Raw genomic sequence first — 19,621 nt, forward strand, 5'->3', positions numbered from 1 at the left:
GCTGTCCGCGAGCGCCTGCCCGGCGGACAAACGCGCCCCCGCGTCGGGAACGGTTCCGCGAACGCGGACACCTTCCGGCGTGCGGGAGATCCCGGACTCAACAGTCGCACCGCCCGCCCGGCTAAAATACCCCGATGTTTACCCAGCCCATTGCCACGATCCGCCGCGACGGCGACGCCGTCGTGATCCTCGACCAGACCCTGCTGCCGCACGCGTGCGAGCTACGCCGCCTGGGCACGCTCGACGAAGTCGCGACGGCGATCCATTCGATGCAGGTGCGCGGCGCCCCGCTCATCGGGGCGACCGCCGCGTACGGCGTCGCGATCGCGCTCGCCACCGATGCCAGTGACGCCCGCCTCGATCAGGCGCTGACGACCCTCGCCGCGACCCGCCCGACTGCCGTGAACCTGCACTGGGCCCTCGGCCGGATGCGCGACCGCCTGCGCCCGCTGCCCGCCAGCGAACGTCCCGCGGCGGCATGGCGCGAAGCCGAGGCGATCCACCGCGACGACGCCGAAATGTGCGCGGCGATCGGAGCGCACGGCTTCGCGATCCTCGAACGCCTCGCCGCCGGACTCGACCGCCCGCTGCGCGTGATGACCCACTGCAACGCCGGCTGGCTCGCCACCTGCGGCGCCGGCACGGCGCTCGCGCCCGTGTATGCGGCGCAGGCGCGCGGCCTCGCGGTCGAGGTGTGGGTCAGCGAGACGCGGCCGCGCAATCAGGGCCTCCTCACTGCGTGGGAACTGCGCGAAGCCGGCGTGCCGCTGCGCCTCATCGCCGACAACGCGGCGGGCATCCTGCTCGCACGCGGCGAAGTCGACGTCGTGATCACCGGTGCCGACCGTGTCGCGGCCAACGGTGACGCGGCGAACAAGGTCGGCACCTACCTGAAGGCGCTCGCCGCGCGCGAGCATGGCGTGCCCTTCTACATCGCGGCGCCGTTCTCGACCGTCGATTTCGGTTGCGCCGACGGCAGCGCGATCCCGATCGAGGACCGCGGCCCGGCCGAGGTCTGTACAGTGATCGGGCAAGACGGCGACGGCGCCGTGAAGACGCTGCGCCTCGCGCCCGAAGCCACCGCCGCGGCCAACCCCGCCTTCGACGTGACGCCCGCCGGCTGCATCACCGGCCTCATCACCGAACGCGGCGTGTGTGCGCCGGACCGGCTGCACGACCTGTACCCGGAAGCGGCGCGATGAGCCTCACGGTCGATTCGGGGCTGCGCGAAAGACTCCTCGCGACCGCGCACGCGATGAGCGCCGCCGGGCTCAACACCGGCACCGCGGGCAATGTCAGCGTGCGCATAGCCGGCGGCATGCTGATCACCCCCAGCGGCATGCCGCCCGCCGCCTGCACGCCCGACAACATGGTGATCGTCGCGGAGGACGGCACGGCCACGGGACGCCTCGCGCCGTCGAGCGAATGGCGCTTCCACCACGACCTCTACGCGCAACGTCCGGAAGCCGGCGCGATCCTGCACGCGCACGCGCCGTTCGCGACCTCGCTCGCGTGCCAGCGCATCGAGATCCCGCCCTTCCACTACATGATCGCGCGCTTCGGCGGCAACACCGTGCGCTGCGCGCGCTACGCGACCTTCGGCACGCAGGCGCTCTCGGACCACATCGTCGCCGCGATGGAGGGCCGCTCCGCCTGCCTGATGGCGAACCACGGCATGCTCGTGTTCGGGCGCGATCTCGACAACGCGCTCGATCTCGCGATCGAATTCGAGACGCTGTGCGAACAGTACTGGCGCAGCTGCCAGATGGGCGAGCCGGTGCTGCTGTCGGAGGCGGAGATGGCCGAGGTGGTCGAGCGCTTCCGCTGGTACGGCAAGCCGAGGGCGAGCTAATACGCGATTAGCAGGTTCCTTCCCCTTCAAGGGGGCGAGGGCGGGGTTTCGCGCATGGGTTTCTTACAGGCGCAGTGGAGTCCCCCCATCCCTACCCCAACCGGGAGCCTGCGCTTCGCCCCACTCCCCTCGCTTCGTGTGCGCCTTATGATCGTCTGCCCGCGCTCACCTCCAACACGCGCAACAGGCTCGACGTGTCGTCGTGCGCCCCGCCTTGCGACATCAGCGCGTTGAGCTGCTGCCACACCTGTGCCGCGACCGGCAGCGGCGTGCCCAGACGCGCCGCCTCGTCCATCAGGATGCCGAAATCCTTGTGATGCAGACGCGCCTCGATGCCGGCGGCGAAGTCGCGCCGGATCATGCGATCCCCCATCATGTCGAGCATGCGCGACGACGCCGAGCCGCCCATCAGGGCCTCGCGTACGCGCGACGCATCGACGCCATGCGCCTGCGCGAGCAGCATCGCCTCGGCGCAGGCCTGGATCGCCGCGACCATGATCATCTGGTTGCACGCCTTCGCGACCTCGCCTGCGCCGTTGTCGCCGACATGCACGATCGCCTTGGTGAAGCACGCGAGCAGCGGGCGCACGCGCTCGAGCACCGCCGCGTCGCCGCCGACCATCATCGCGACCGTCCCGGCTTCCGCCGCGACCGAGCCGCCCGACACCGGCGCATCAAGCATCGCCGCGCCACGTCCGGCCAGCGCGGCGGCGATCCGGCGCGTCGTGCCCGGCGCGATCGTGCTCATGTCGATATGCACCCAACCCGGCCGCGCGCCTTCGACGAAGCCACCTTCGCCCAGCGCGACGCGCTCGACGTCCGCGCTGGTCGTGATGATCGTGAAGGCGGCGTCCGTTGCGGCGGCAAGCTCGCCCGGCGTCGCATGCACGACCGCATCCGTGCCTGCGAAGGGCGCGACGCTCTCCGGACGCCGCGCCCACAGGTGCAGGCGATGGCCGGCGCGCTGCAGGTGCTGCGCCATCGGGCGCCCCATCGCGCCCAGGCCGACGAATCCAACCTCCATCAGTCCTGCCCCTCGCCGCCGCTCATGCGTTCGAGGAGCTTCAGCATCGCGATCGAGTCGTTCTCGCCCAGCCCGCTGCCGACCATCGCGTTGAGCATCTGCGCGGTCGCGGCCGAGGTGGGCAGCGCGAGGCCGAGGCGGTGCGCCTCTTCCATGACGATGCGCAGGTCCTTCTGGTGCATCCACGCCTTGAAGCCGGGCTTGAAGTTGCGGTCGAGCATGCGCTGGCCGTGGTTTTCCAGCACGCGCGAATAGGCGAAGCCGCCGAGCAGCGCCTCGCGCACCTTCGCGGCATCGACACCACTCTTCTGCGCGAAGTTCATCGCCTCGGCCACCGCCGCGACGCCGACGCCGGTGAGGATCTGGTTGCACGCCTTGGCGACCTGGCCCGCGCCGCTCGCGCCGATCAGCGACACGGTCTTGCCCATCGCCTCGAAAAGCGGCTTCACGCGCGCGAAGGCGGCCGCATCGCCGCCGACCATGATCGTCAGCGTCGCGTTGATCGCGCCGATCTCGCCGCCCGACACCGGCGCGTCCAGCATCTCGATGCCGCGCGCCTTGAGCTTCGCGGCGATGGCCTGCGCCGCCGCCGGGGCGATGGTGCTCATGTCGACGAAGATCAGGCCGGGACGCGCGCCGTCCGCGACGCCCTGCGGCCCCAGCGCGACGTGCTCGACGTCGGGCGCGTCCGCGACCATGCTGATGACGACCTCGGCACGCGAGGCGACCTCTGCCGCGCTCGCGCAAGCGCCCGCGCCCGCGTCGAGCAGCGGCTGCATCGACTCGCGCCGGCGGCTCCACACCTGCACCTTGTGCCCGGCCTTCATCAGGTTCAGCGCCATCGGGCGCCCCATCAGGCCGAGGCCGACGAATCCGACTTCCATTTCGATTCTCCTGTGGCTGGAACGCACATGGCGACGCATAATCGTCACCATGACCTACGCCCCCATCATCAAGGAAATCGGCCGTGGCGCCAAGGGCGCGCGCGACCTCGACGCCGCGCAGGCGGAGCAGCTCTTCGGCGACATGCTGGACGGCAAGGTGCCGGACCTGGAGCTCGGCGCGATCGTCGTGTCGCTGCGCCTCAAGGGCGAGTCACGCGACGAACTCCTCGGCTTCAAGCGCGCGATCGACGCGCGCTGCCCGCAGCTCGCGGTGCCGCCGGGCCCGCGCTGCGTGATCCTGCCGACCTACAACGGCGCGCGCCGCCAGGCCAACCTGATGCCGCTGGTCGCGCTGCTGCTCGCGCGCGCAGGCGTGCCGGTGCTGATCCAGGGGCGGCACGACTTCGAGTCGCGCGTGAGCCCGTTCGAACTGCTTGCGGCACTCGACATCCATCCGGCGCTTGGCATCGGCGATGCACACCGCGAGCTCGCCGAAAAGCGCATCGCCTGCCTGCGCCTCGACGAGCTGCTGCCGGGGCTCGATCGCCTGCTGAGCCTGCGCCTGCGCCTGGGCGTGCGCGGCAGCGGCCACACGATGGCGAAACTGGTCGACCCGTGCCTCGGGCGCAGCGTGCGCGTCGTCGCGGTCACGCACCCGGAGTACCTCGAGCGCATGAACGAATTTCTCGTCGCGGACGGCGGACGGGCAATGCTGATGCGTGGCACCGAAGGCGAAGCCTACGCGAACCCGCGGCGGCGGCCGGCGATGCAGGTGTTCCGCGATGGCGTCGCGGAACTCGGCTGGCCCGCGGCGGAAGGGGGTGCCCCGCCGGTCGAAGGGCTGCCCGACACACCGGGCGTGGAGGAGAACGCGGCGCTGATCCGCGCGATGCTCGCCGGCAAGGTCGCGTTGCCGCAGCCGGTGCTCGATCAGGCCGCGCTGCTGGTGCGGCTGGCGACCGAAGCCTGAACCCGCATCGACAAAATCCTGCGCCCGACAGGAGAGACCTCAACCACGGCGAGAGCTCAGGGAGGGGAAACTCCCGCCGTGGCTAAAGCCTCTCCTGTCGGGCGCAGGATCGGTTTGCGAAGCGAAATCAGCTGGCGATCGGGGCGAACCGCCCGTCGCGATAATCGGCCAGGGCCTCGTGGATCTCGGCCTGAGTGTTCATCACGAAGGGGCCGTATTGCGCGATCGGCTCGCCGAGCGGCCGGCCTGCGACCAGCAGCACGCGCGCCGGGGCCTCGCCCGCTTCGATCACGACGCCATCCGCGGCCGCCTCGTTCGCAAGAATCGCCATGCGCTGCACCGCCACCGGCGTACCGGCGACCGTGACGGCGCCGCGATACACGTAGAGGAAGGCGTTGTGCCCCGCCGCCAGGGTCTGCGCGAAGCGGGCCCCCGCTGGCAGATGGATGTCGAGGTACAGCGGCGCCGTCGCGTCGCGCGTCACCGCGCCGGCAACGCCGTGGCTCCCGCCGGCGATCACGGTCACCTCGGCGCCCGCCTCGGTCGTGAAGGACGGCAGATCGCCTGCGCCGAAGTCCCGGTACCACGGCGCGCACATCTTGTCGCGTCCCGGCAGGTTGAGCCACAGCTGGAAGCCTTCCATCACGCCCTCTTCCTGCTCGGGCAGCTCCGAATGGATCACGCCGCGGCCGGCCGTCATCCACTGCACGCCGCCATTCTCGAGCAGGCCTTCGTGGCCGGCGCTGTCGCGGTGGCGCATGCGCCCGGCAATCATGTAGGTGATGGTTTCGAAGCCGCGGTGCGGGTGATCCGGGAAGCCGGCGAGGTAGTCGTCAGGGTCGTTGCTGCCGAAGGCGTCGAGCATCAGGAAGGGATCGAGCCGGCGCTGCAGCGGCTGGGTCAGCACGCGGGTGAGCTTCACCCCCGCCCCGTCGGACGTGGCCTGCCCGGCCACGAGCCGCTCGACGCTGCGCGAGCGGGCGACGGCTTCACTGCGGCGTTGTTGATGCTTGTCGGACATGGTCCTGTCCTCCGTGTTGGGGTCGGGGGGCTCTCTGTATGTTCTTGCCCGGCGGCCGGATCCATCGTCCGGCCGTCCGGGTGTGCGAGGTCGCGGGACGCTTACGCGAACGCCGCCTCGATGTCGCGTTGGGCTTCGGCGAAGCCCTGTTGTTCCGCTTCCGGGCCCATCGCCAAGCCTTCGGCGAAGACGAAGCTGATGTCGGTCATGCCGAGGAAGCCGAGCACGGTCTTCAGGTACGGCACCTGCGAGTCGCCTTCCGTGCCACGATAGCGGCCGCCACGTGCAAACGCGACATACACTTTCTTGCCCTTCAGCAGGCCTTCGGGACCGTTCGCGGTGTACCGGAAGGTCACATTGGCGCGGGCGATCGCGTCGATCCAATTCTTGAGCTGTGCCGGCACGCCAAAGTTGTACATCGGCACACCCAGCACGACGGCGTCGGCGGCCTGGATTTCGGCGATCAGTGCGTCGTCGAGCGCGACACGGGCAGCCTGCGCCGGCGTGCGCTGCTCGGCGGGGGTGAAGAGTGCGCCCAGCGCGGCTTCGTCGAGGACGGGATGCGGGGTGCTCGAGAGGTCGCGGACGGCCAGGGTGGCACCGGGGTTCTGGGCGCGCAGGCGCTCGACGATGCTGTTGGCGACGCGGGAGGAAGCGGAAGCGGCGGCACGGGCGCTGGAATTGACTTGCAGGATTTTCATCTGGCTCTCCATCGATGTGGTTTGTCGATGGGGTGACTTTAGGGGAAGCATTGTTGCGGAAAAATCCGGAAAGCTGCACAACACTATTGCTCGATCCGCATCAAATGACTTTTTCCCTTTTTCCTATGCATTTCGCCGGCATTTCATCCGGGCCGACCGGCACGCGCCACTGAACTTTTCCGCGCCGCAGCGGACGAATGCGCCGGACTGACCTACAATCGCGCCAAGTTCACCCTGCCATGCCCATGATGAATTCATTTGCACCATCCTCCCGCACACTCTTCCTCGGCCTGTTCGCCGCCTGCGTCGGCCTGCTCGGATTCGGCCTGTACCTGCAGCATGTGGTCGGCCTGGAGCCCTGCCCGATGTGCATCATGCAGCGCTATGCCTTCGTCGCGGTCGCGCTCATCGCCCTCGTCGGCGGCCTGCACAACCCGGGGCGCACCGGCACGCGCGCGTATTCCGCGCTGATCCTCATTGCCGCGCTGGTGGGCGCGGGCGTGGCTGCGCGCCAGACGTGGATCCAGATCTATCCGCCGGAAGTGGCCGAATGCGGCCCCGACCTCGAGTTCATGCTCGACAGCTTCCCGCTGGCCGACGCGCTGCCGATGATCTTCCAGGGAGCGGGCGACTGCTCGAAGGTCGACTGGAGCCTCCTGGGACTGTCGATCGCGAACTGGTCGCTGCTGACGCTGACGCTGATCGCGATCGGCGCGATCGTGCTGATCGTGCGCGGAAAGCTCCGCGGCTGAAATGCCCGGCGGCTCGCGCGTCAGCCGACGACGCGCACCGTCGTGCCGCCGATCTCGTACAGGCCCTGCCCCAGCGCGTGGCAGCGCTTGACTGCCAGCCTGGCGACGAGCGGCGGGCGCGCGACCGATCCGCTGCCGGGCACGGCGACCATCACTTCGAGCACCTCGGCCTCGCCCGGCACGTAGGGCGCGCGCAGCGTCATCCCGCCGACGCCGATCTCCACGCATTCCCCGCGAATCGTCTCGCCCGTCTTCAGGCGGATCACCGCCGGACAGCCGAGCGGAATGCGGCGGTCGAGCCGGCGGTCGATATGGGATGCGCGATCGTTCATGGGCCGGACGGGCGGCGAGGTCGATGACAGGCCGATTGTAGCCCTCCGCCGTCATCGGCGCCGGGCCTTTTGCCGCACCGACTGCGGCGCCGAAGCGGCTCAGCGACAGCCCGCGCTGTCCTGCACGCCGGCCTTGCGCAGGAAGATCTCCAGCGGGCAGAAGCGCGTGAAACCGCTCTGGAACAGGTTGGCGCCGACGAAGGCGGTGAACCACAGGAAGTTCTTGCTCACGAACAGCGGCGAGCCCTCCACGCCGAGCGCGAGCGAGATCAGCACGAAGGCGCCGGCGAAGATGCGGACGAACTGGTTGACGGTCAGCGTCATGGTGTTTCTCCTTGCAGTTGCGCGATACGGCCCCGCATCGCGGCGAAATACAGCACCGGGATGACCACCAACGTCAGCACGGTGGACACGAAAATGCCGAAGATCAGGCTGATCGCCAGCCCGTTGAAAATGGGGTCGCCGAGGATGAAGAGCGCGCCGATCATCGCCGCGAGCGCGGTGAGGCCGATCGGCTTGGCGCGCACGGCAGCGGCGCGGATCACCGCCTCGCCCAGCTCGACACCCGCGCGCACCTGGTGATTGACGAAATCGACGAGCAGGATCGAGTTCCTCACGATGATGCCGGCGAGCGCGATCATGCCGATCATCGAGGTCGCGGTGAAATGCGCGCCCAGCAGGGCGTGGCCGGGCATCACGCCGATGATCGTGAGCGGGATCGGCGCCATGATGATGAGCGGCACGCGGTAGCTCCTGAACTGGCCCACGACCAGCAGGTAGATCAGGATCAAACCGACCGCGTAGGCCGCGCCCATGTCGCGGAAAGTCTCGTAGGTGACCTGCCACTCGCCGTCCCACTTCACGCTGTAGCCGGCGTAGGCGTCCTTCGGCGCGCGGATGAACCATTCGCCCAACGTCCCGGCGAGCCCCGCGGCACCGGCGAGCGGCATGCCGTTGATCTGCGAACGGATGTCGAACATGCCGTAGAGCGGCGAATCGAGCCGCCCGCCCATGTCGCCGGTGACGTACACGACGGGCAGCAGGTCCTTGCGGTAGATCACCTGCTCGCGCGTGATGTCCTGCACCGTGACGAGCTCGGACACCGACACCAGCGTGCCGTCGCGCGCGCGCACCTTCAGCGCGAGCAGCGCATCGACGCTCGACTGGCGCTCCGACGGCAGCTGGATGCGCACCGGGATCTCGTACTTGTTGTCGCCGCCGTGGATCGGCGTGACGTTCTCCCCCGCGAGCCCCAGGCGCACCACCTCGACGATGTCCGCCTGCGCGACGCCCATGCGCGCGGCCTTCGCCTGATCGACGCGCAGCACCTGCTTCGGTGCCGCCTCATCGACGGTGTCGTCGACGTCGACGATGTCCGCGGCCCCCTCGAACGCCGCGCGCACCTTGCCCGCGACGGCCGTCTGCCCGGCGTAGTCCGGCCCATACACTTCGGCGACGATCGGCGACAGCACCGGCGGCCCCGGCGGCACTTCGACGGTCTTCGCGTTGCCGCCCGCGGCGCGCGCGATGCGCGCGACTTCGGCCCGCACGGCGGTGGCGATCTCGTGGCTCTTGCGGTGGCGATGCTTCTTGTCGACGAGGTTCACCTGGATGTCGCCGACCTCCGGGGCACTGCGCAAGTAGTACTGGCGCACCAGGCCGTTGAAGTTGATCGGGCTCGCGGTGCCGGCATAGGCCTGCCAGTCGCTGACCTCCTCGACCGTGCCGAGGTAGGTGCCGACCTCGCGCAGCACGCGCGCAGTCTCCTCGACCGGCGTGCCGACCGGCATGTCGAGCACGACCTGGAACTCGCTCTTGTTGTCGAAGGGCAGCATCTTCAGCACGACCAGCTGGAACACCGGCAGCGCGACCGACGCGCCGATCAGCGCGAACACCACGAGCCACAACTTCAGGCGCGCGCGAGCGCCGCGCACCGGGTCGAGCATCGGCGTCATCGTGCGGCGGAAGACACGGTCGAGGCGCGCCGTGAGCTTGTCCTCGCCCTCGTGGTGATGCGCGTCGACGGACTTCAGCAAGCGCTGCGCGAACCACGGCGTGACGACGAAAGCGACCGCGAGCGAGATGAACATGCCCATCGACGCGTTGATCGGGATCGGGCTCATGTACGGGCCCATCAGGCCGGTCACGAAAGCCATCGGCAGCAGCGCCGCGATCACCGTGAAAGTCGCGAGGATCGTCGGCCCGCCGACCTCGTCGACGGCACGCGGGATCAGCTGCCACAGCGGCGTGTCGGGCTCCAGCGTGTGCCAGCGGTGGATGTTCTCGACCACCACGATGGCGTCGTCGACGAGGATGCCGATCGAGAAGATCAGCGCGAAGAGGCTCACGCGGTTCAAGGTGAAGCCCCACGCCCACGACGCGAACAGCGTCGCCGCGAGCGTGAGGCCCACCGCGACGCCGACGATCAGCGCCTCGCGCCGGCCGAGCGCGAAGAACACCAGCAGCACGACCGCCGAGGTCGCGAACACGAGCTTGCCGATCAGCGTGTTGGCCTTGTCGTTGGCGGTCTTGCCGTAGTTGCGCGTGACAGTGAAATTCACGCCCTCGGGGATCAGTTCGCCGCGCAGCGCCTCGGCGCGCGCGAGCACCGCATCGGCGACGTCGGCGGCGTTGGCGCCGGGCTTCTTCGACACGGACAGCGTCACCGCGGGGAACACGCCGTTCTCCGCGATGCCGGCCTGCGCGGCCGCCGCGCCGGTGCCGAACCACACGTACTGCGACGCCTGATCGGGGCCGTCCTCGATGCGCGCGACGTCGCGCATGTACACCGGCTTGCCGCCGGTCGCCCCGACGACGAGGCTGCGCACGTCGTCGGCCGATTCGAGATAGGTGCCGGTCTGCACCAGCACCTCGCGGTTGCCGGCGACGAGGCTGCCGGCGGGCTGCGACGCGTTCGCGAGCTGCAGCGCGGCGCGCACGTCCTGCGCAGTCACGCTGTGCGCGTTCATGCGCTGCGTATCCATCAGCACGCGCACGACGTGCCCCGGCCCGCCGATGGTCGTGACGTCGCGCGTGCCCGCGATGCGCTTGATCTCGAGCTCCACCGCGCGCGACACCTGCTGCATCGCGAAGCCGCTGCGCTCGGTGTCCGCGGTCCAGAAGGTCAGGCTGACGATGGGCACGTCGTCGATGCCCTTGGGCTTGACGATGGGCTCGCCGACGCCCAGCTGCGGGCTCAGCCAGTCCTTGTTCGAATGCACCGTGTCGTAGAGGCGCACCAGCGCTGTCTGGTTCGGCACGCCGACCTCGAACTGCACCGTGATCACCGCCATGCCCGGCCGCGACACCGAATAGACATGCTCGACACCCGCGATGCGCGACAGCACCTGCTCGCCGGGGCGCGCCACCAGCGCCTCGACGTCGCGCGCCGAGGCGCCCGGGAAGGGCACCAGCACGTTCGCCATCGTCACGTCGATCTGCGGCTCTTCCTCCTTGGGCGTCACGAGCGTCGCGAACACGCCCATCAGCAGCAGGATCAGCGCGAGGAGCGGCGTCAGCGCGTTGCGCTGGAAGGTGCCGGCAATGCGGCCGGAGATGCCGAGGCTCATCGATGCCCCCTCAGCGCGCGCCGTTGCGGGCGACAGGGTTGCGGGCGAGCTGCGCGACGATGCCCGCCTGCACCGGGTCGAGCGCGACCTCCTCGCCGCCGGCAAGCCCCGCCAGCACCTCGATGCTGCCATCCGCAAGCGCCTCGCCGGCACGGATCTGGCGCAGCGCAAAACCGCCCTTGCCGTCACCGACATACACCCCGGTCAGCTCGCCACGCCGCAGGATCGCGCCGGCCGGGACGGCAATGCGTGTGCCCTCGCCGGTCACGAAATGCACGCGCGCGAAAGTCCCCGGCACCAGCCCTTCGGCATTCGCCGGCAGGTCCACGCGCACGCGCACCGTGTGCGTGCGCGGATCGGCGGCGGGCAGCACCGTGACGCTCGCGGCATCGAGCCAGCGCCCCGAGTCGGGGAGCTCGACGCGCGCCCGGATCTGGCCCGATGTCAGGCCGGCGAGGCGCTGCTGCGGCACATCGACCACGGCACGCATCGCGGCCGGGTCATACACGGTCACGAGCTGCCGCCCCGGCTGGGCCATCTCGCCCGGTTCGACGTGGCGCGCCGCGACCAGCCCCGACAGTGGCGCGACGATCGTCGTGTAGCCCTGTACCGTCGCCGCCTGGCCGCGCCCCGCACGCGCCGCGCGCAACTGGGCTTCGGCCGCATCAAAGGACGCCTTCGCCTGGTCGAGTGCCGACTGGCTGACGAACTTGCGCTCGACGAGGCTCCGCGTGCGCTCGTAGGTCGCCTTCGCGTTGATCTGGTTGGCCTGCGCCTGCGCGATGCCGGCCTCGGCCCCCGCCACGGCCTGGCTCGCCTCCGCCGCGTCGATGCGCAGCAGCACCTGCCCCTTGGTGACGCGGTCGCCCGCATCGACCTTGAGCTCGACGATGCGCCCCGCCACCTGCGCCGCGAGCGTCGCCTGGTGCACCGCCTCCAGCGTGGCCTCGGCCGGATGCGTCAGGCCGACCGCGCGCGCCTCGATGCGCTGCGTCGGCACCTCGGCTTGCGCCAGGGTTGCAACGGCCAGCGCGAACGCAGGCAAAACGATCCGGATGATGGAATATGTCGTCATGAATATAAGTTTATTCTTATATTCAAGCGAGTCAAGGGCTCGGGCCGGAAATGCTCAGCCCGAAGACACTCCGCCGAAACTCAGCGCGTAGTCCGCCATCGCGGCGATCACCCCGTCCGCCTCGCCCACCGCGGGCGCGAGCGTGATCGCGCAGCCGGCATGACGCGCCATCGCGGCACCGACGAGGCGGGGCAGGTCGCTCTTCAGGTGCCCGCCCTGCGCGATGAACATCGGCACAACGGCAATCTGTCGGAAACCGTCGCGCACCAGCGTGTCGACGGCTTCCTCCAGCGTCGGCGTCATGAACTCGAGGAAGGCCAGCTCGACGCGCAACCCGGGCGCTTGCGCACGCAACTGGTCGCGCGTGCGCTGCATCGGCTGCGCCCACTCGGGATCGCGGGCGCCGTGCCCGAACAGCACCACTGCATGCGCTTCGCTCATGACTCGCCCTCGGCAGTCTCCGGACTGGCGTCGACCGGCGGCGCCAGCAGACGTTCGATCGCCCGCGCCGCCGCGAACATCCCGACCGAGGCCGTCACCGCGACGCTCGACCCGTAACCCGCGCACGCGAGCCCCTGCGGCCCGTGCGGCAGGTCGCACGCGAGGTCGTCGAGGCGCAGCGGCTCGCACGAATACACCGCCTCGATGCCGAAAGGCCGCTTGGGGTTGCGCGGAAAGCCGTGCTCGCTGCGCAGGCGCTTCCGCACCTTGGCGAGCAGCGGATCCTGTTCGGTGCGCGACAGGTCATCGACGCGGATGCGCCCCGGATCGGTCTTGCCCCCGGCTCCGCCGGCGACGATCAACGGGATGCGCCGCCGCCGGCACGCCAGCACGATCGCGACCTTCGCACGCACGTTGTCGATCGCATCCACGACGACGTCGAAGCCGTGCAACAGCTCCATCGCGTTATCCGGCGTGACGAAATCCTCGACCACGTCCACGCGCGCATGCGGGTTGATCGCACGGATGCGCTCGGCCATCGCCAGCACCTTGGCCTGCCCCAGCGTCGGATCCAGTGCGTGGATCTGGCGATTGATGTTCGACTCGGCCACGTGGTCGAGATCGATCAGCGTGATGCGCCCGACCGCGCTGCGCGCGAGCGCTTCGGCCACCCACGAGCCGACGCCTCCCACGCCGATCACGCACGCATGCGCGGCCTCCAGGCGCACGGGCGCATCGGCCCCATACAGGCGCGCAATGCCGCCGAAGCGGCGCTCGCGATCGACTTCGACAGGGGATTCGGGACTCGGGCCGGACATGATGGTGACGCTTGCACGAAGAAGGCCGGATGTTACCGCAGCGCGAGCGTGATGAACTCGTCCGCGCAGGTCCGCTCCAATGGGCCATTGGAGGAACCACGAATGCGCCATCTGGCATGCCGCACGATGCTGGCCGCCGGCCTGCTCGCCGCCGCTTACGCACACGCCGACTACACCCCCCCCGCCGCCGTGGCGCAGAGCGCGGTGGGCGCCTACGAGGCGGGACGGCTCGACGAGGCGGCGCAACTTTTCGAGCGCGCCGCCCGCGCCGGCAACCGCCTCGCCCAGTACAACCTCGCCATGATGCTGTTCCGCAAGGAAGCCGTGGAACGCGAACCGGACGCCGCGTGGCGCTGGTTGCGTCGCGCGGCCGGCGCCGGCCTCGCCCAGGCGCAATTCAACTTCGCGCTGCTCTACGACCACGGCAGCGGGGTCGCGCAATCGCTGACGACGGCCGCCGAGTGGTACCGCCGCGCCGCCGAACAGGGCCACACCGAAGCGCAGGTCAATCTCGCGACCATGTACTTCGTCGGACAGGGCGTTCCGAAAGACTCCGCCGAGGCCGCCCGCTGGTACCTCGCCGCCGCGCGCGCGGGGCACGTCGGCGCGCAGTACATCGTCGCGTCGATGTACGAATCGGGCGAAGGAGTCGCCCCCGATGCCGCGCAGGCCGAACGCTGGTATGCGCAGGCCGCCCTGCAGGGCGACCCCGCCGCCCGCGCGAAATATGAGGAGCTGCGCGCCCGCCACGATGGCACGGGCCAGTAAGCGCGGCTCAGGCGGGACTGAGCTCCCGCAGCGCGCACTCGTCGAGCCAGAATCCCAGCCCCTGCGCATTGAGCTCGAGGTCGGTCCGCAGGATGCGGAAGATCTCCTCCTCCGGCAAAGTCCAGCCTTGCCGCTCCGCCTCTTCGCGCACGATCTGTTCCAGCCCGGCGAGGATCTCGACGTGCCGCGCCACGCCCTCGCCGCGCGCCGCGCGCGCCACCGCGACCTGCGTGTCGATCAGGCGGTGCAGGTCCGCGGCCAGCCGCTCCACCCCCGTCACCCGACTGAAGTGGGTCAGATACATCGCCTCCGGGCGATAGCTCATCAGGCGGTCGATGGATGCATGCAGCGCATCGGGATCGAACTGCGTCGGCGTCGTCGTCGGGAACACCGACGGACGGCCCTCGACGTCGAACTCGCGGTACGACAGCCCGAAGGTGTCGCCGGTGAAGAACGCGCGCGCGGTTTCGTCCCAGATGCAGACGTGGTGCTTCGCATGCCCCGGCGTCTGCAGGATGCGCAGCGTGCGCCCGCCCAGATCGAGTTCCAGCCCCTCCTCGGCCGCGACGATGCGCTCGGCCTCGATCGGCGCGAGCCGCCCGTACAGCGCGAAAGCGCGCTCGGCGCCATACACCGCGGAGGTGCCCTCCCACAGCTTGGCCGGATCGACCATGTGGCGCACGCCGCGCGGATGGACCACGAGCTTCGCGTTCGGAAGCGCGCACATCAGGCTGCCGGCGCCGCCGGCGTGATCGAGATGGATATGCGTCAGGATCACCCACTGCACCATGCCGGGCTCGATGCCGGCCGCGGCCAGCGCCGCGAGCACACGCGGCACCGACGCGTTGGTGCCGGTGTCCACGATGGCCGCACGGCCCCGGTGGATGAGCAGGTGAATGGCCGCCACGCCCGGACCGCAGTAACCGGAATCCACGGCCAGGATCCCGTCGGGGTGGGCCGTCAGGGTTTGCACGATTGTCTTTCCTCCAACTCGATCGGCTGATTTTGTGTAATTGTATCCCGCCTGCCGTCGCGACCCGGCAAGCCTCAAGGAACCCGTCTCATGCCACAGCAACCCTCTGACCCGATGCCTGCCGCTCCGTTCGATTTCGACAACGTTCCCGACCGCCGCTCGGTCCCGGGCGAAAAGTGGGAGCGCTATGCCGGTCGCGACGTCCTGCCGCTGTGGGTCGCCGACATGGACTTCCCCGCCCCGTCCGCCGTCCTCGACGCGATCCGCACGCGCCTCGACCACCGCGTGTTCGGCTATACGGACGCCTGGCCCGGCCTCGTCGACGCGGTGATCGACGGTATCGTCCGCGATCACGCGTGGCGCATCGAACCCGACTGGCTCGTGTGGCTGCCCGGCGTCGTCACCGGCTTCAATCTCGCCTGCCGCGCGACGGGCGAAGCCGGCGACGAGGTGTTCACCGCCACGCCCGTCTACCCGCCCTTCCTCACCGCCCCCGGCAACAGCGACCGGCGCCTCGTCACGCGTCCGCTGAAGCTGTACGACGGCCGCTGGGGCTGGGACCGTGAAGAGGTCGAGAACGCCATCACCGCGCGCACCCGCCTGCTGATGCTGTGCAACCCGCACAACCCGGTCGGCCGCGTGTTCGACCGCGACGAACTCCAGTGGCTCGCCGGCCTCGCCGAACGGCACGACCTGACGATCTGCTCCGACGAGATCCACTGCGGCCTCGTGCTCGATCCCGCGACCCCGCACATCCCGATCGCCGCGCTCGGCGAGGACGTCGCGCGCCGCACCATCACGCTGATGGCGCCGTCCAAGACCTGGAACATCCCCGCGCTCTACTGCGCCTTCGCGATCATCCCCGACCCCGCGCTGCGCCGGCGCTTCCGTCACCAGATGCGCGGCATCGTCCCCCACACCAACCTGCTCGGCATGGTCGCGGCCGAAGCCGCCTACCGCGACGGCGGCCCGTGGCGCGCTGCCCTCCTCGACTACCTGCGCGGCAACCTCGACCTCGTGATGGACGCCGTCGCGACCATGCCCGGCCTCGCAACGACGCGCCCGGAGGCAACCTACCTCGCGTGGATCGACTGCCGCGGCGCCGGCCTCGAAGACCCCATGCGTTTCTTCGAAGACGCCGGCGTCGGCCTGTCCGACGGTGCGCCCTTCGGCATGCCCGGCTTCGTGCGCCTGAACTTCGGCTGCCCGCGCGCGCTGCTCGGCGAGGCACTGCGGCGCATGCAGGCCGCACTGCACGCCCACGACGCGGCGCGGGCCAACTAAGTACGACCGTCCGCTCTGAGCCTGTCGAAGAGCATGCACAGGGCTTCGATAGGCTCAGAGCGGACGGTATTCAGGGGCAGGATTGCAAACGGCGCCCTCAGCCGGCGCGCACCCGCCCGATATCGCGCTCCAGCCCGTACAGCTTCACCTTCTGGTAGAGCGTGCTCTTCGCGATGTCGAGCTCGCGCGCGGCGCGCGTGAGGTTGCCGTGGGTCGCAGCGATCGCGCGGCGGATGAGTTCCGCCTCGCCTTCCGCCATGCTGCCGACCGGCCCCTTGGTCGCGAGCACGCCGAGGGCGGTCGCGACCGGCGCGCTGACCGGCGCGTCGGCCATGCCGAGCAGCTCCGGCGGCAAGGCGTCCACGCCGACGCACTCGCCGTCGCTCATCAGCAGCACGCTCTCGACGACGTTCCGCAGCTCGCGCACGTTGCCCGGCCAGCCGTAGCTTTCGAGCCGTGCGAGCACTTCCTCGTCGAGACGGCGCGGACCGAGCCCATGCTGTTTCGAGAAGCGTTCGACGAAGTGCCGGACGAGCTCCCGCACATCGCCGACGCGGGCACGCAACGGCGGAATCGAGATCGAGGTCACCGCGACGCGGTAGAAGAAGTCCATGCGGAAGCGGCCGTCGGCGACTTCCTTGCGCAGGTCGCGGTGGGTGGCAGCGATGAGGCGGAAGCCGACCTTGCGCGGCACGTTCTCGCCCAGGCGGTAGATCTCGCTCTGTTCGAGCACGCGCAGCAGATGTGGCTGCAGGTCGAGCGGCATCTCGCCGATCTCGTCGAGGAACAGCGTGCCGCCGTTGGCCGCTTCGATCTTGCCGACCATGCCGCCGCGCCGCGCGCCGGTGAAGGCGCCGTCGACGTAGCCGAAGAGCTCGCTGGCGAGGAGTTCGCGCGACAGGCCGCCACAGTTCAGCGCGACATAGGGGCCGTCGCGGAAAGGACTGGCCTTGTGCAGGCCCTGCGCGAATTCCTCCTTGCCCACGCCCGTCTCGCCCAGCAGCAGCACGGGGACCTTGGAGCGCGCGAGCTGGTCGGCCTTGCGCACGGCTTCGCGCAGCGCCGGGTCGCGGGTGATGATGGCGCCGAAACCGGAAGGCATGTCGCTCGCGGCCACGGCCGGCTCGCGGGCGAGCCGGCGCGCGCCTTCGCCGGAGATGGCACGGCCGAGGCGCGGCAAGGGCAGCACCAGCAGCGTGCCGAGACGCTGGCCCTGCGCGTCGCGCACCGGCTCCAGCCAGTCGGGCTGCAGCCACAGCGGCAGCGCGGGGCTGCGCACGAGTTGGCCATCTTCGCCGACCGCCAGCGCGGTGACGCGGCGCGGCGCGGAAAGGTCGAGGTCGGCGCCCAGCGAAGTCATTGCCGCCTGGGCGATCTCGTTGGCACGCACCGGGTAACCGCGGCGGTCGAACAGCACCAGGCCGTCGGTGCCGTTCGACCAGCGCTGCAGCGAGGCTTCCAGCAGGCGGTAGCGCCGCTCCATCTCGCGCATCGCGATCTTGTTCTCGATGCGGCTCGCAGTCGTCACCACCAGCGCGAGACTCTGGCGGCTGTAGCTCTCGGACAGGCCCGAGACGTCGACGACGCCGATGATCTCGCCGTCGTGAGGGTGACGGATCACCGTCGCCGAACAGGTCCAGCGCTTGATGCCGGCGCAGTAGTGCTCGGCCGAGTGGATCTGCACCGGTTCGCCGACCGCCAGCGCCGTACCGATCGCGTTGGTGCCGCAGATCCGTTCGCTCCAGGACACGCCGGGCAGCAGATGGATGCTCTCGGCGGTCCCGATCGTCGGGTTGTCGCCCTCCATCGTGAGGATCGTGCAGCTCGTGTCGGCCAGCGCCATGACGGTGCCGGTTTCCGCGAGGAAGTCACGCGCGCAGGCCATGATCGGCGCGCTGGCCTGCAGCAGCTCGCCGTGGTGTTCCTTCATCGACGCCAGCATCGACTCGTTGACCGGCGGCGGCGCGCTGCGCTTGTCGGGATCGACGTTGTGCTGCTGGCAGCGCTGCCACGACCGGTCGACGAGTGTGCGCAACGAATCGGACGGACGGCTGGCGCCGTCGAGAAAGCGTTCCCACGCCGTCGTCACGGCGGCGTCGCTACCCGGGTCGGAAAACATCTGCCCTTCGGGCACCCGTGTCATCAAGTCTCTCCTCCTTTTGCGCCGACCGCTGCGAGCCGCGTCATGCGCGGCCGAATTGGACTGGTCCTGTAGGTTCTGCAGGCGACAGCGCGTTGTATGTGTTTTGCGGTGCGTGAACACTCCGGCGAATGCGCGTGCAACGAAGTGCTCGCGTGTAAGAAGAATAGCAAACGAGGTGCCAGGATCAGGGCTTACTAAAGTTATATTTTCGCCTGCTCGGCGGAATGCGGTCGCGGGCGAAGTGCCCCGATCCCGGCGGGGAGGGACTGCCCCACCCGGCGGCATTCGTCTTGCTACGACCGTACGATTTCCGGACGCCTCCGTCCGGGTCGCGTTCGAAAATCGTACGCTTGACCGGACGACTCAGCCGGGCACCAGTTCGCCCGCCTCGATCGGGGCGCCGGTGCAGGCGAGCACGTCGCCGACGTCGACGCCCGGTGCGGTCTCGACGAGGCGCAGTCCGTCCGGCGTGACGTCGAGCACGCACAGATCCGTGATGATGCGATTGACAACGCCGACGCCGGTGAGCGGCAGCTCGCAGCGGCGCAAGATCTTGGGCGCGCCGTCCTTGCTGCAATGTTCCATCATCACGATGACGCGGCGCACGCCGGCGACGAGGTCCATCGCGCCGCCCATGCCTTTCACGAGCTTGCCCGGGATCATCCAGTTGGCGAGATCGCCGTGCTCGCTGACCTGCATCGCGCCGAGGATCGCGAGATCGATGTGGCCGCCGCGGATCATCGCGAAGGAGTCGGCGCTGCTGAAGATGCTGCTTCCGGCGAGCGTCGTGACGGTCTGCTTGCCGGCGTTGATGAGGTCGGCGTCGACCTCGGCTTCGGTCGGGAAGGGGCCGATGCCCAAGAGGCCGTTTTCCGACTGCAGCCACACGTCCATGCCGGGCGGAATGTGGTTGGCGACCAGGGTCGGCATGCCGATGCCGAGGTTCACGTAGAAGCCATCCTGCAGTTCCTGTGCGGCGCGGCGCGCCATTTCGTTGCGTGTCCAGGCCATGAT

General features: G+C 69.7%; 19 protein-coding genes. 6 read left to right on the plus strand and 13 right to left on the minus strand.

Annotated features, from left to right (window positions below; genetic code table 11):
• Positions 1 to 134 precede the first annotated feature (134 nt).
• Positions 135 to 1,202 carry an S-methyl-5-thioribose-1-phosphate isomerase gene (gene mtnA / locus CDA09_RS19255; protein WP_121430120.1) on the plus strand — a complete coding sequence of 356 codons (1,068 nt, stop codon included), beginning with the start codon at positions 135 to 137 and terminating at the stop codon, positions 1,200 to 1,202.
• Positions 1,199 to 1,852 (plus strand): class II aldolase/adducin family protein, encoded by a 654-nt coding sequence (locus CDA09_RS19260; protein WP_121430121.1) that lies wholly within the window; start codon positions 1,199 to 1,201, stop codon positions 1,850 to 1,852. The genes mtnA and CDA09_RS19260 overlap by 4 nt, the downstream gene beginning before the upstream one ends.
• A 145-nt stretch (positions 1,853 to 1,997) precedes the next feature.
• On the opposite strand, the gene CDA09_RS19265 is transcribed toward CDA09_RS19260, so the two are convergent.
• Positions 1,998 to 2,876, minus strand: a complete 879-nt coding sequence (locus CDA09_RS19265) for an NAD(P)-dependent oxidoreductase (protein WP_121430122.1) — start codon at positions 2,874 to 2,876, stop codon at positions 1,998 to 2,000.
• Positions 2,876 to 3,760 carry a 2-hydroxy-3-oxopropionate reductase gene (locus CDA09_RS19270; RefSeq protein WP_121430123.1) on the minus strand — a complete coding sequence of 295 codons (885 nt, stop codon included), beginning with the start codon at positions 3,758 to 3,760 and terminating at the stop codon, positions 2,876 to 2,878. The genes CDA09_RS19265 and CDA09_RS19270 overlap by 1 nt, the downstream gene beginning before the upstream one ends.
• A 49-nt stretch (positions 3,761 to 3,809) precedes the next feature.
• On the opposite strand from CDA09_RS19270, the gene ybiB reads away from it, so the two are divergent.
• Positions 3,810 to 4,730: a DNA-binding protein YbiB gene (gene ybiB, locus CDA09_RS19275; RefSeq protein ID WP_121430124.1), complete on the plus strand. Its 921-nt coding sequence runs from the start codon at positions 3,810 to 3,812 to the stop codon at positions 4,728 to 4,730.
• 127 nt (positions 4,731 to 4,857) lie between these two features.
• On the opposite strand, the gene CDA09_RS19280 is transcribed toward ybiB, so the two are convergent.
• Both CDA09_RS19280 and CDA09_RS19285 read right to left on the minus strand, forming a co-directional pair.
• On the minus strand, positions 4,858 to 5,751 hold the full coding sequence (locus tag CDA09_RS19280; RefSeq protein ID WP_121430125.1) for a pirin family protein: 894 nt from the start codon (positions 5,749 to 5,751) through the stop codon (positions 4,858 to 4,860).
• A 101-nt stretch (positions 5,752 to 5,852) separates the two neighbouring features.
• Positions 5,853 to 6,452, minus strand: coding sequence for an FMN-dependent NADH-azoreductase (locus CDA09_RS19285; protein WP_121430126.1), 600 nt, complete (start codon positions 6,450 to 6,452; stop codon positions 5,853 to 5,855).
• 248 nt (positions 6,453 to 6,700) lie between these two features.
• Here CDA09_RS19285 and CDA09_RS19290 point away from each other — a divergent pair, with 248 nt between their 5' ends.
• Positions 6,701 to 7,204 (plus strand): disulfide bond formation protein B, encoded by a 504-nt coding sequence (locus tag CDA09_RS19290; protein WP_502697096.1) that lies wholly within the window; start codon positions 6,701 to 6,703, stop codon positions 7,202 to 7,204.
• Between the two features lie 20 nt (positions 7,205 to 7,224).
• Here the strand turns inward: CDA09_RS19290 and CDA09_RS19295 are convergent, their stop codons facing one another.
• The 6 genes from CDA09_RS19295 to CDA09_RS19320 form a co-directional block, all read right to left on the minus strand.
• Entirely contained in the window at positions 7,225 to 7,536 is a 312-nt protein-coding gene (locus CDA09_RS19295) for a PilZ domain-containing protein (RefSeq protein ID WP_121430127.1), read from the minus strand.
• A gap of 99 nt (positions 7,537 to 7,635) precedes the next feature.
• Positions 7,636 to 7,860 carry a YgaP family membrane protein gene (locus tag CDA09_RS19300; protein WP_121430128.1) on the minus strand — a complete coding sequence of 75 codons (225 nt, stop codon included), beginning with the start codon at positions 7,858 to 7,860 and terminating at the stop codon, positions 7,636 to 7,638.
• Entirely contained in the window at positions 7,857 to 11,105 is a 3,249-nt protein-coding gene (locus CDA09_RS19305; protein ID WP_121430129.1) for an efflux RND transporter permease subunit, read from the minus strand. Before CDA09_RS19305 ends, CDA09_RS19300 begins: the two co-directional genes overlap by 4 nt.
• A gap of 10 nt (positions 11,106 to 11,115) precedes the next feature.
• Positions 11,116 to 12,180: an efflux RND transporter periplasmic adaptor subunit gene (locus CDA09_RS19310; RefSeq protein WP_121430130.1), complete on the minus strand. Its 1,065-nt coding sequence runs from the start codon at positions 12,178 to 12,180 to the stop codon at positions 11,116 to 11,118.
• Between the two features lie 54 nt (positions 12,181 to 12,234).
• Entirely contained in the window at positions 12,235 to 12,621 is a 387-nt protein-coding gene (locus CDA09_RS19315) for a sirohydrochlorin chelatase (protein ID WP_121430131.1), read from the minus strand.
• Positions 12,618 to 13,439, minus strand: a complete 822-nt coding sequence (locus CDA09_RS19320) for a tRNA threonylcarbamoyladenosine dehydratase (RefSeq protein WP_121430132.1) — start codon at positions 13,437 to 13,439, stop codon at positions 12,618 to 12,620. Before CDA09_RS19320 ends, CDA09_RS19315 begins: the two co-directional genes overlap by 4 nt.
• Before the next feature lie 102 nt (positions 13,440 to 13,541).
• On the opposite strand from CDA09_RS19320, the gene CDA09_RS19325 reads away from it, so the two are divergent.
• The gene (locus tag CDA09_RS19325; protein ID WP_121430133.1) at positions 13,542 to 14,207 is read left to right on the plus strand and encodes a tetratricopeptide repeat protein; all 666 of its coding nucleotides are present in this window, start codon (positions 13,542 to 13,544) and stop codon (positions 14,205 to 14,207) included.
• Positions 14,208 to 14,214: 7 nt separating this feature from the next.
• Here the strand turns inward: CDA09_RS19325 and CDA09_RS19330 are convergent, their stop codons facing one another.
• Complete coding sequence (locus CDA09_RS19330; protein WP_121430134.1) at positions 14,215 to 15,180, minus strand: MBL fold metallo-hydrolase; 966 nt, start codon at positions 15,178 to 15,180, stop codon at positions 14,215 to 14,217.
• Positions 15,181 to 15,294: 114 nt separating this feature from the next.
• On the opposite strand from CDA09_RS19330, the gene CDA09_RS19335 reads away from it, so the two are divergent.
• Positions 15,295 to 16,464 carry a MalY/PatB family protein gene (locus CDA09_RS19335; RefSeq protein WP_121430135.1) on the plus strand — a complete coding sequence of 390 codons (1,170 nt, stop codon included), beginning with the start codon at positions 15,295 to 15,297 and terminating at the stop codon, positions 16,462 to 16,464.
• A 97-nt stretch (positions 16,465 to 16,561) separates the two neighbouring features.
• Here the strand turns inward: CDA09_RS19335 and CDA09_RS19340 are convergent, their stop codons facing one another.
• Both CDA09_RS19340 and CDA09_RS19345 read right to left on the minus strand, forming a co-directional pair.
• Positions 16,562 to 18,607, minus strand: a complete 2,046-nt coding sequence (locus tag CDA09_RS19340) for a sigma-54-dependent Fis family transcriptional regulator (RefSeq protein ID WP_121430136.1) — start codon at positions 18,605 to 18,607, stop codon at positions 16,562 to 16,564.
• A 363-nt stretch (positions 18,608 to 18,970) separates the two neighbouring features.
• Positions 18,971 to 19,618, minus strand: a complete 648-nt coding sequence (locus tag CDA09_RS19345) for a CoA transferase subunit B (RefSeq protein ID WP_121430137.1) — start codon at positions 19,616 to 19,618, stop codon at positions 18,971 to 18,973.
• Positions 19,619 to 19,621: the final 3 nt, after the last annotated feature.

Source organism: Azoarcus sp. DN11, from assembly GCF_003628555.1.
GTDB lineage: Bacteria > Pseudomonadota > Gammaproteobacteria > Burkholderiales > Rhodocyclaceae > Aromatoleum.

Excerpts from the sequence above, each read along its gene's own strand:
- mtnA (WP_121430120.1), top strand. The coding sequence starts at position 135 with ATGTTTACCCAGCCCATTGCCACGATCCGCCGCGACGGCGACGCCGTC.
- CDA09_RS19260 (WP_121430121.1), top strand. The coding sequence starts at position 1,199 with ATGAGCCTCACGGTCGATTCGGGGCTGCGCGAAAGACTCCTCGCGACC.
- CDA09_RS19265 (WP_121430122.1), bottom strand. The coding sequence starts at position 2,876 with ATGGAGGTTGGATTCGTCGGCCTGGGCGCGATGGGGCGCCCGATGGCG.
- CDA09_RS19270 (WP_121430123.1), bottom strand. The coding sequence starts at position 3,760 with ATGGAAGTCGGATTCGTCGGCCTCGGCCTGATGGGGCGCCCGATGGCG.
- ybiB (WP_121430124.1), top strand. The coding sequence starts at position 3,810 with ATGACCTACGCCCCCATCATCAAGGAAATCGGCCGTGGCGCCAAGGGC.
- CDA09_RS19280 (WP_121430125.1), bottom strand. The coding sequence starts at position 5,751 with ATGTCCGACAAGCATCAACAACGCCGCAGTGAAGCCGTCGCCCGCTCG.
- CDA09_RS19285 (WP_121430126.1), bottom strand. The coding sequence starts at position 6,452 with ATGAAAATCCTGCAAGTCAATTCCAGCGCCCGTGCCGCCGCTTCCGCT.
- CDA09_RS19290 (WP_502697096.1), top strand. The coding sequence starts at position 6,701 with ATGAATTCATTTGCACCATCCTCCCGCACACTCTTCCTCGGCCTGTTC.
- CDA09_RS19295 (WP_121430127.1), bottom strand. The coding sequence starts at position 7,536 with ATGAACGATCGCGCATCCCATATCGACCGCCGGCTCGACCGCCGCATT.
- CDA09_RS19300 (WP_121430128.1), bottom strand. The coding sequence starts at position 7,860 with ATGACGCTGACCGTCAACCAGTTCGTCCGCATCTTCGCCGGCGCCTTC.
- CDA09_RS19305 (WP_121430129.1), bottom strand. The coding sequence starts at position 11,105 with ATGAGCCTCGGCATCTCCGGCCGCATTGCCGGCACCTTCCAGCGCAAC.
- CDA09_RS19310 (WP_121430130.1), bottom strand. The coding sequence starts at position 12,180 with ATGACGACATATTCCATCATCCGGATCGTTTTGCCTGCGTTCGCGCTG.
- CDA09_RS19315 (WP_121430131.1), bottom strand. The coding sequence starts at position 12,621 with ATGAGCGAAGCGCATGCAGTGGTGCTGTTCGGGCACGGCGCCCGCGAT.
- CDA09_RS19320 (WP_121430132.1), bottom strand. The coding sequence starts at position 13,439 with ATGTCCGGCCCGAGTCCCGAATCCCCTGTCGAAGTCGATCGCGAGCGC.
- CDA09_RS19325 (WP_121430133.1), top strand. The coding sequence starts at position 13,542 with ATGCGCCATCTGGCATGCCGCACGATGCTGGCCGCCGGCCTGCTCGCC.
- CDA09_RS19335 (WP_121430135.1), top strand. The coding sequence starts at position 15,295 with ATGCCTGCCGCTCCGTTCGATTTCGACAACGTTCCCGACCGCCGCTCG.
- CDA09_RS19340 (WP_121430136.1), bottom strand. The coding sequence starts at position 18,607 with ATGACACGGGTGCCCGAAGGGCAGATGTTTTCCGACCCGGGTAGCGAC.
- CDA09_RS19345 (WP_121430137.1), bottom strand. The coding sequence starts at position 19,618 with ATGGCCTGGACACGCAACGAAATGGCGCGCCGCGCCGCACAGGAACTG.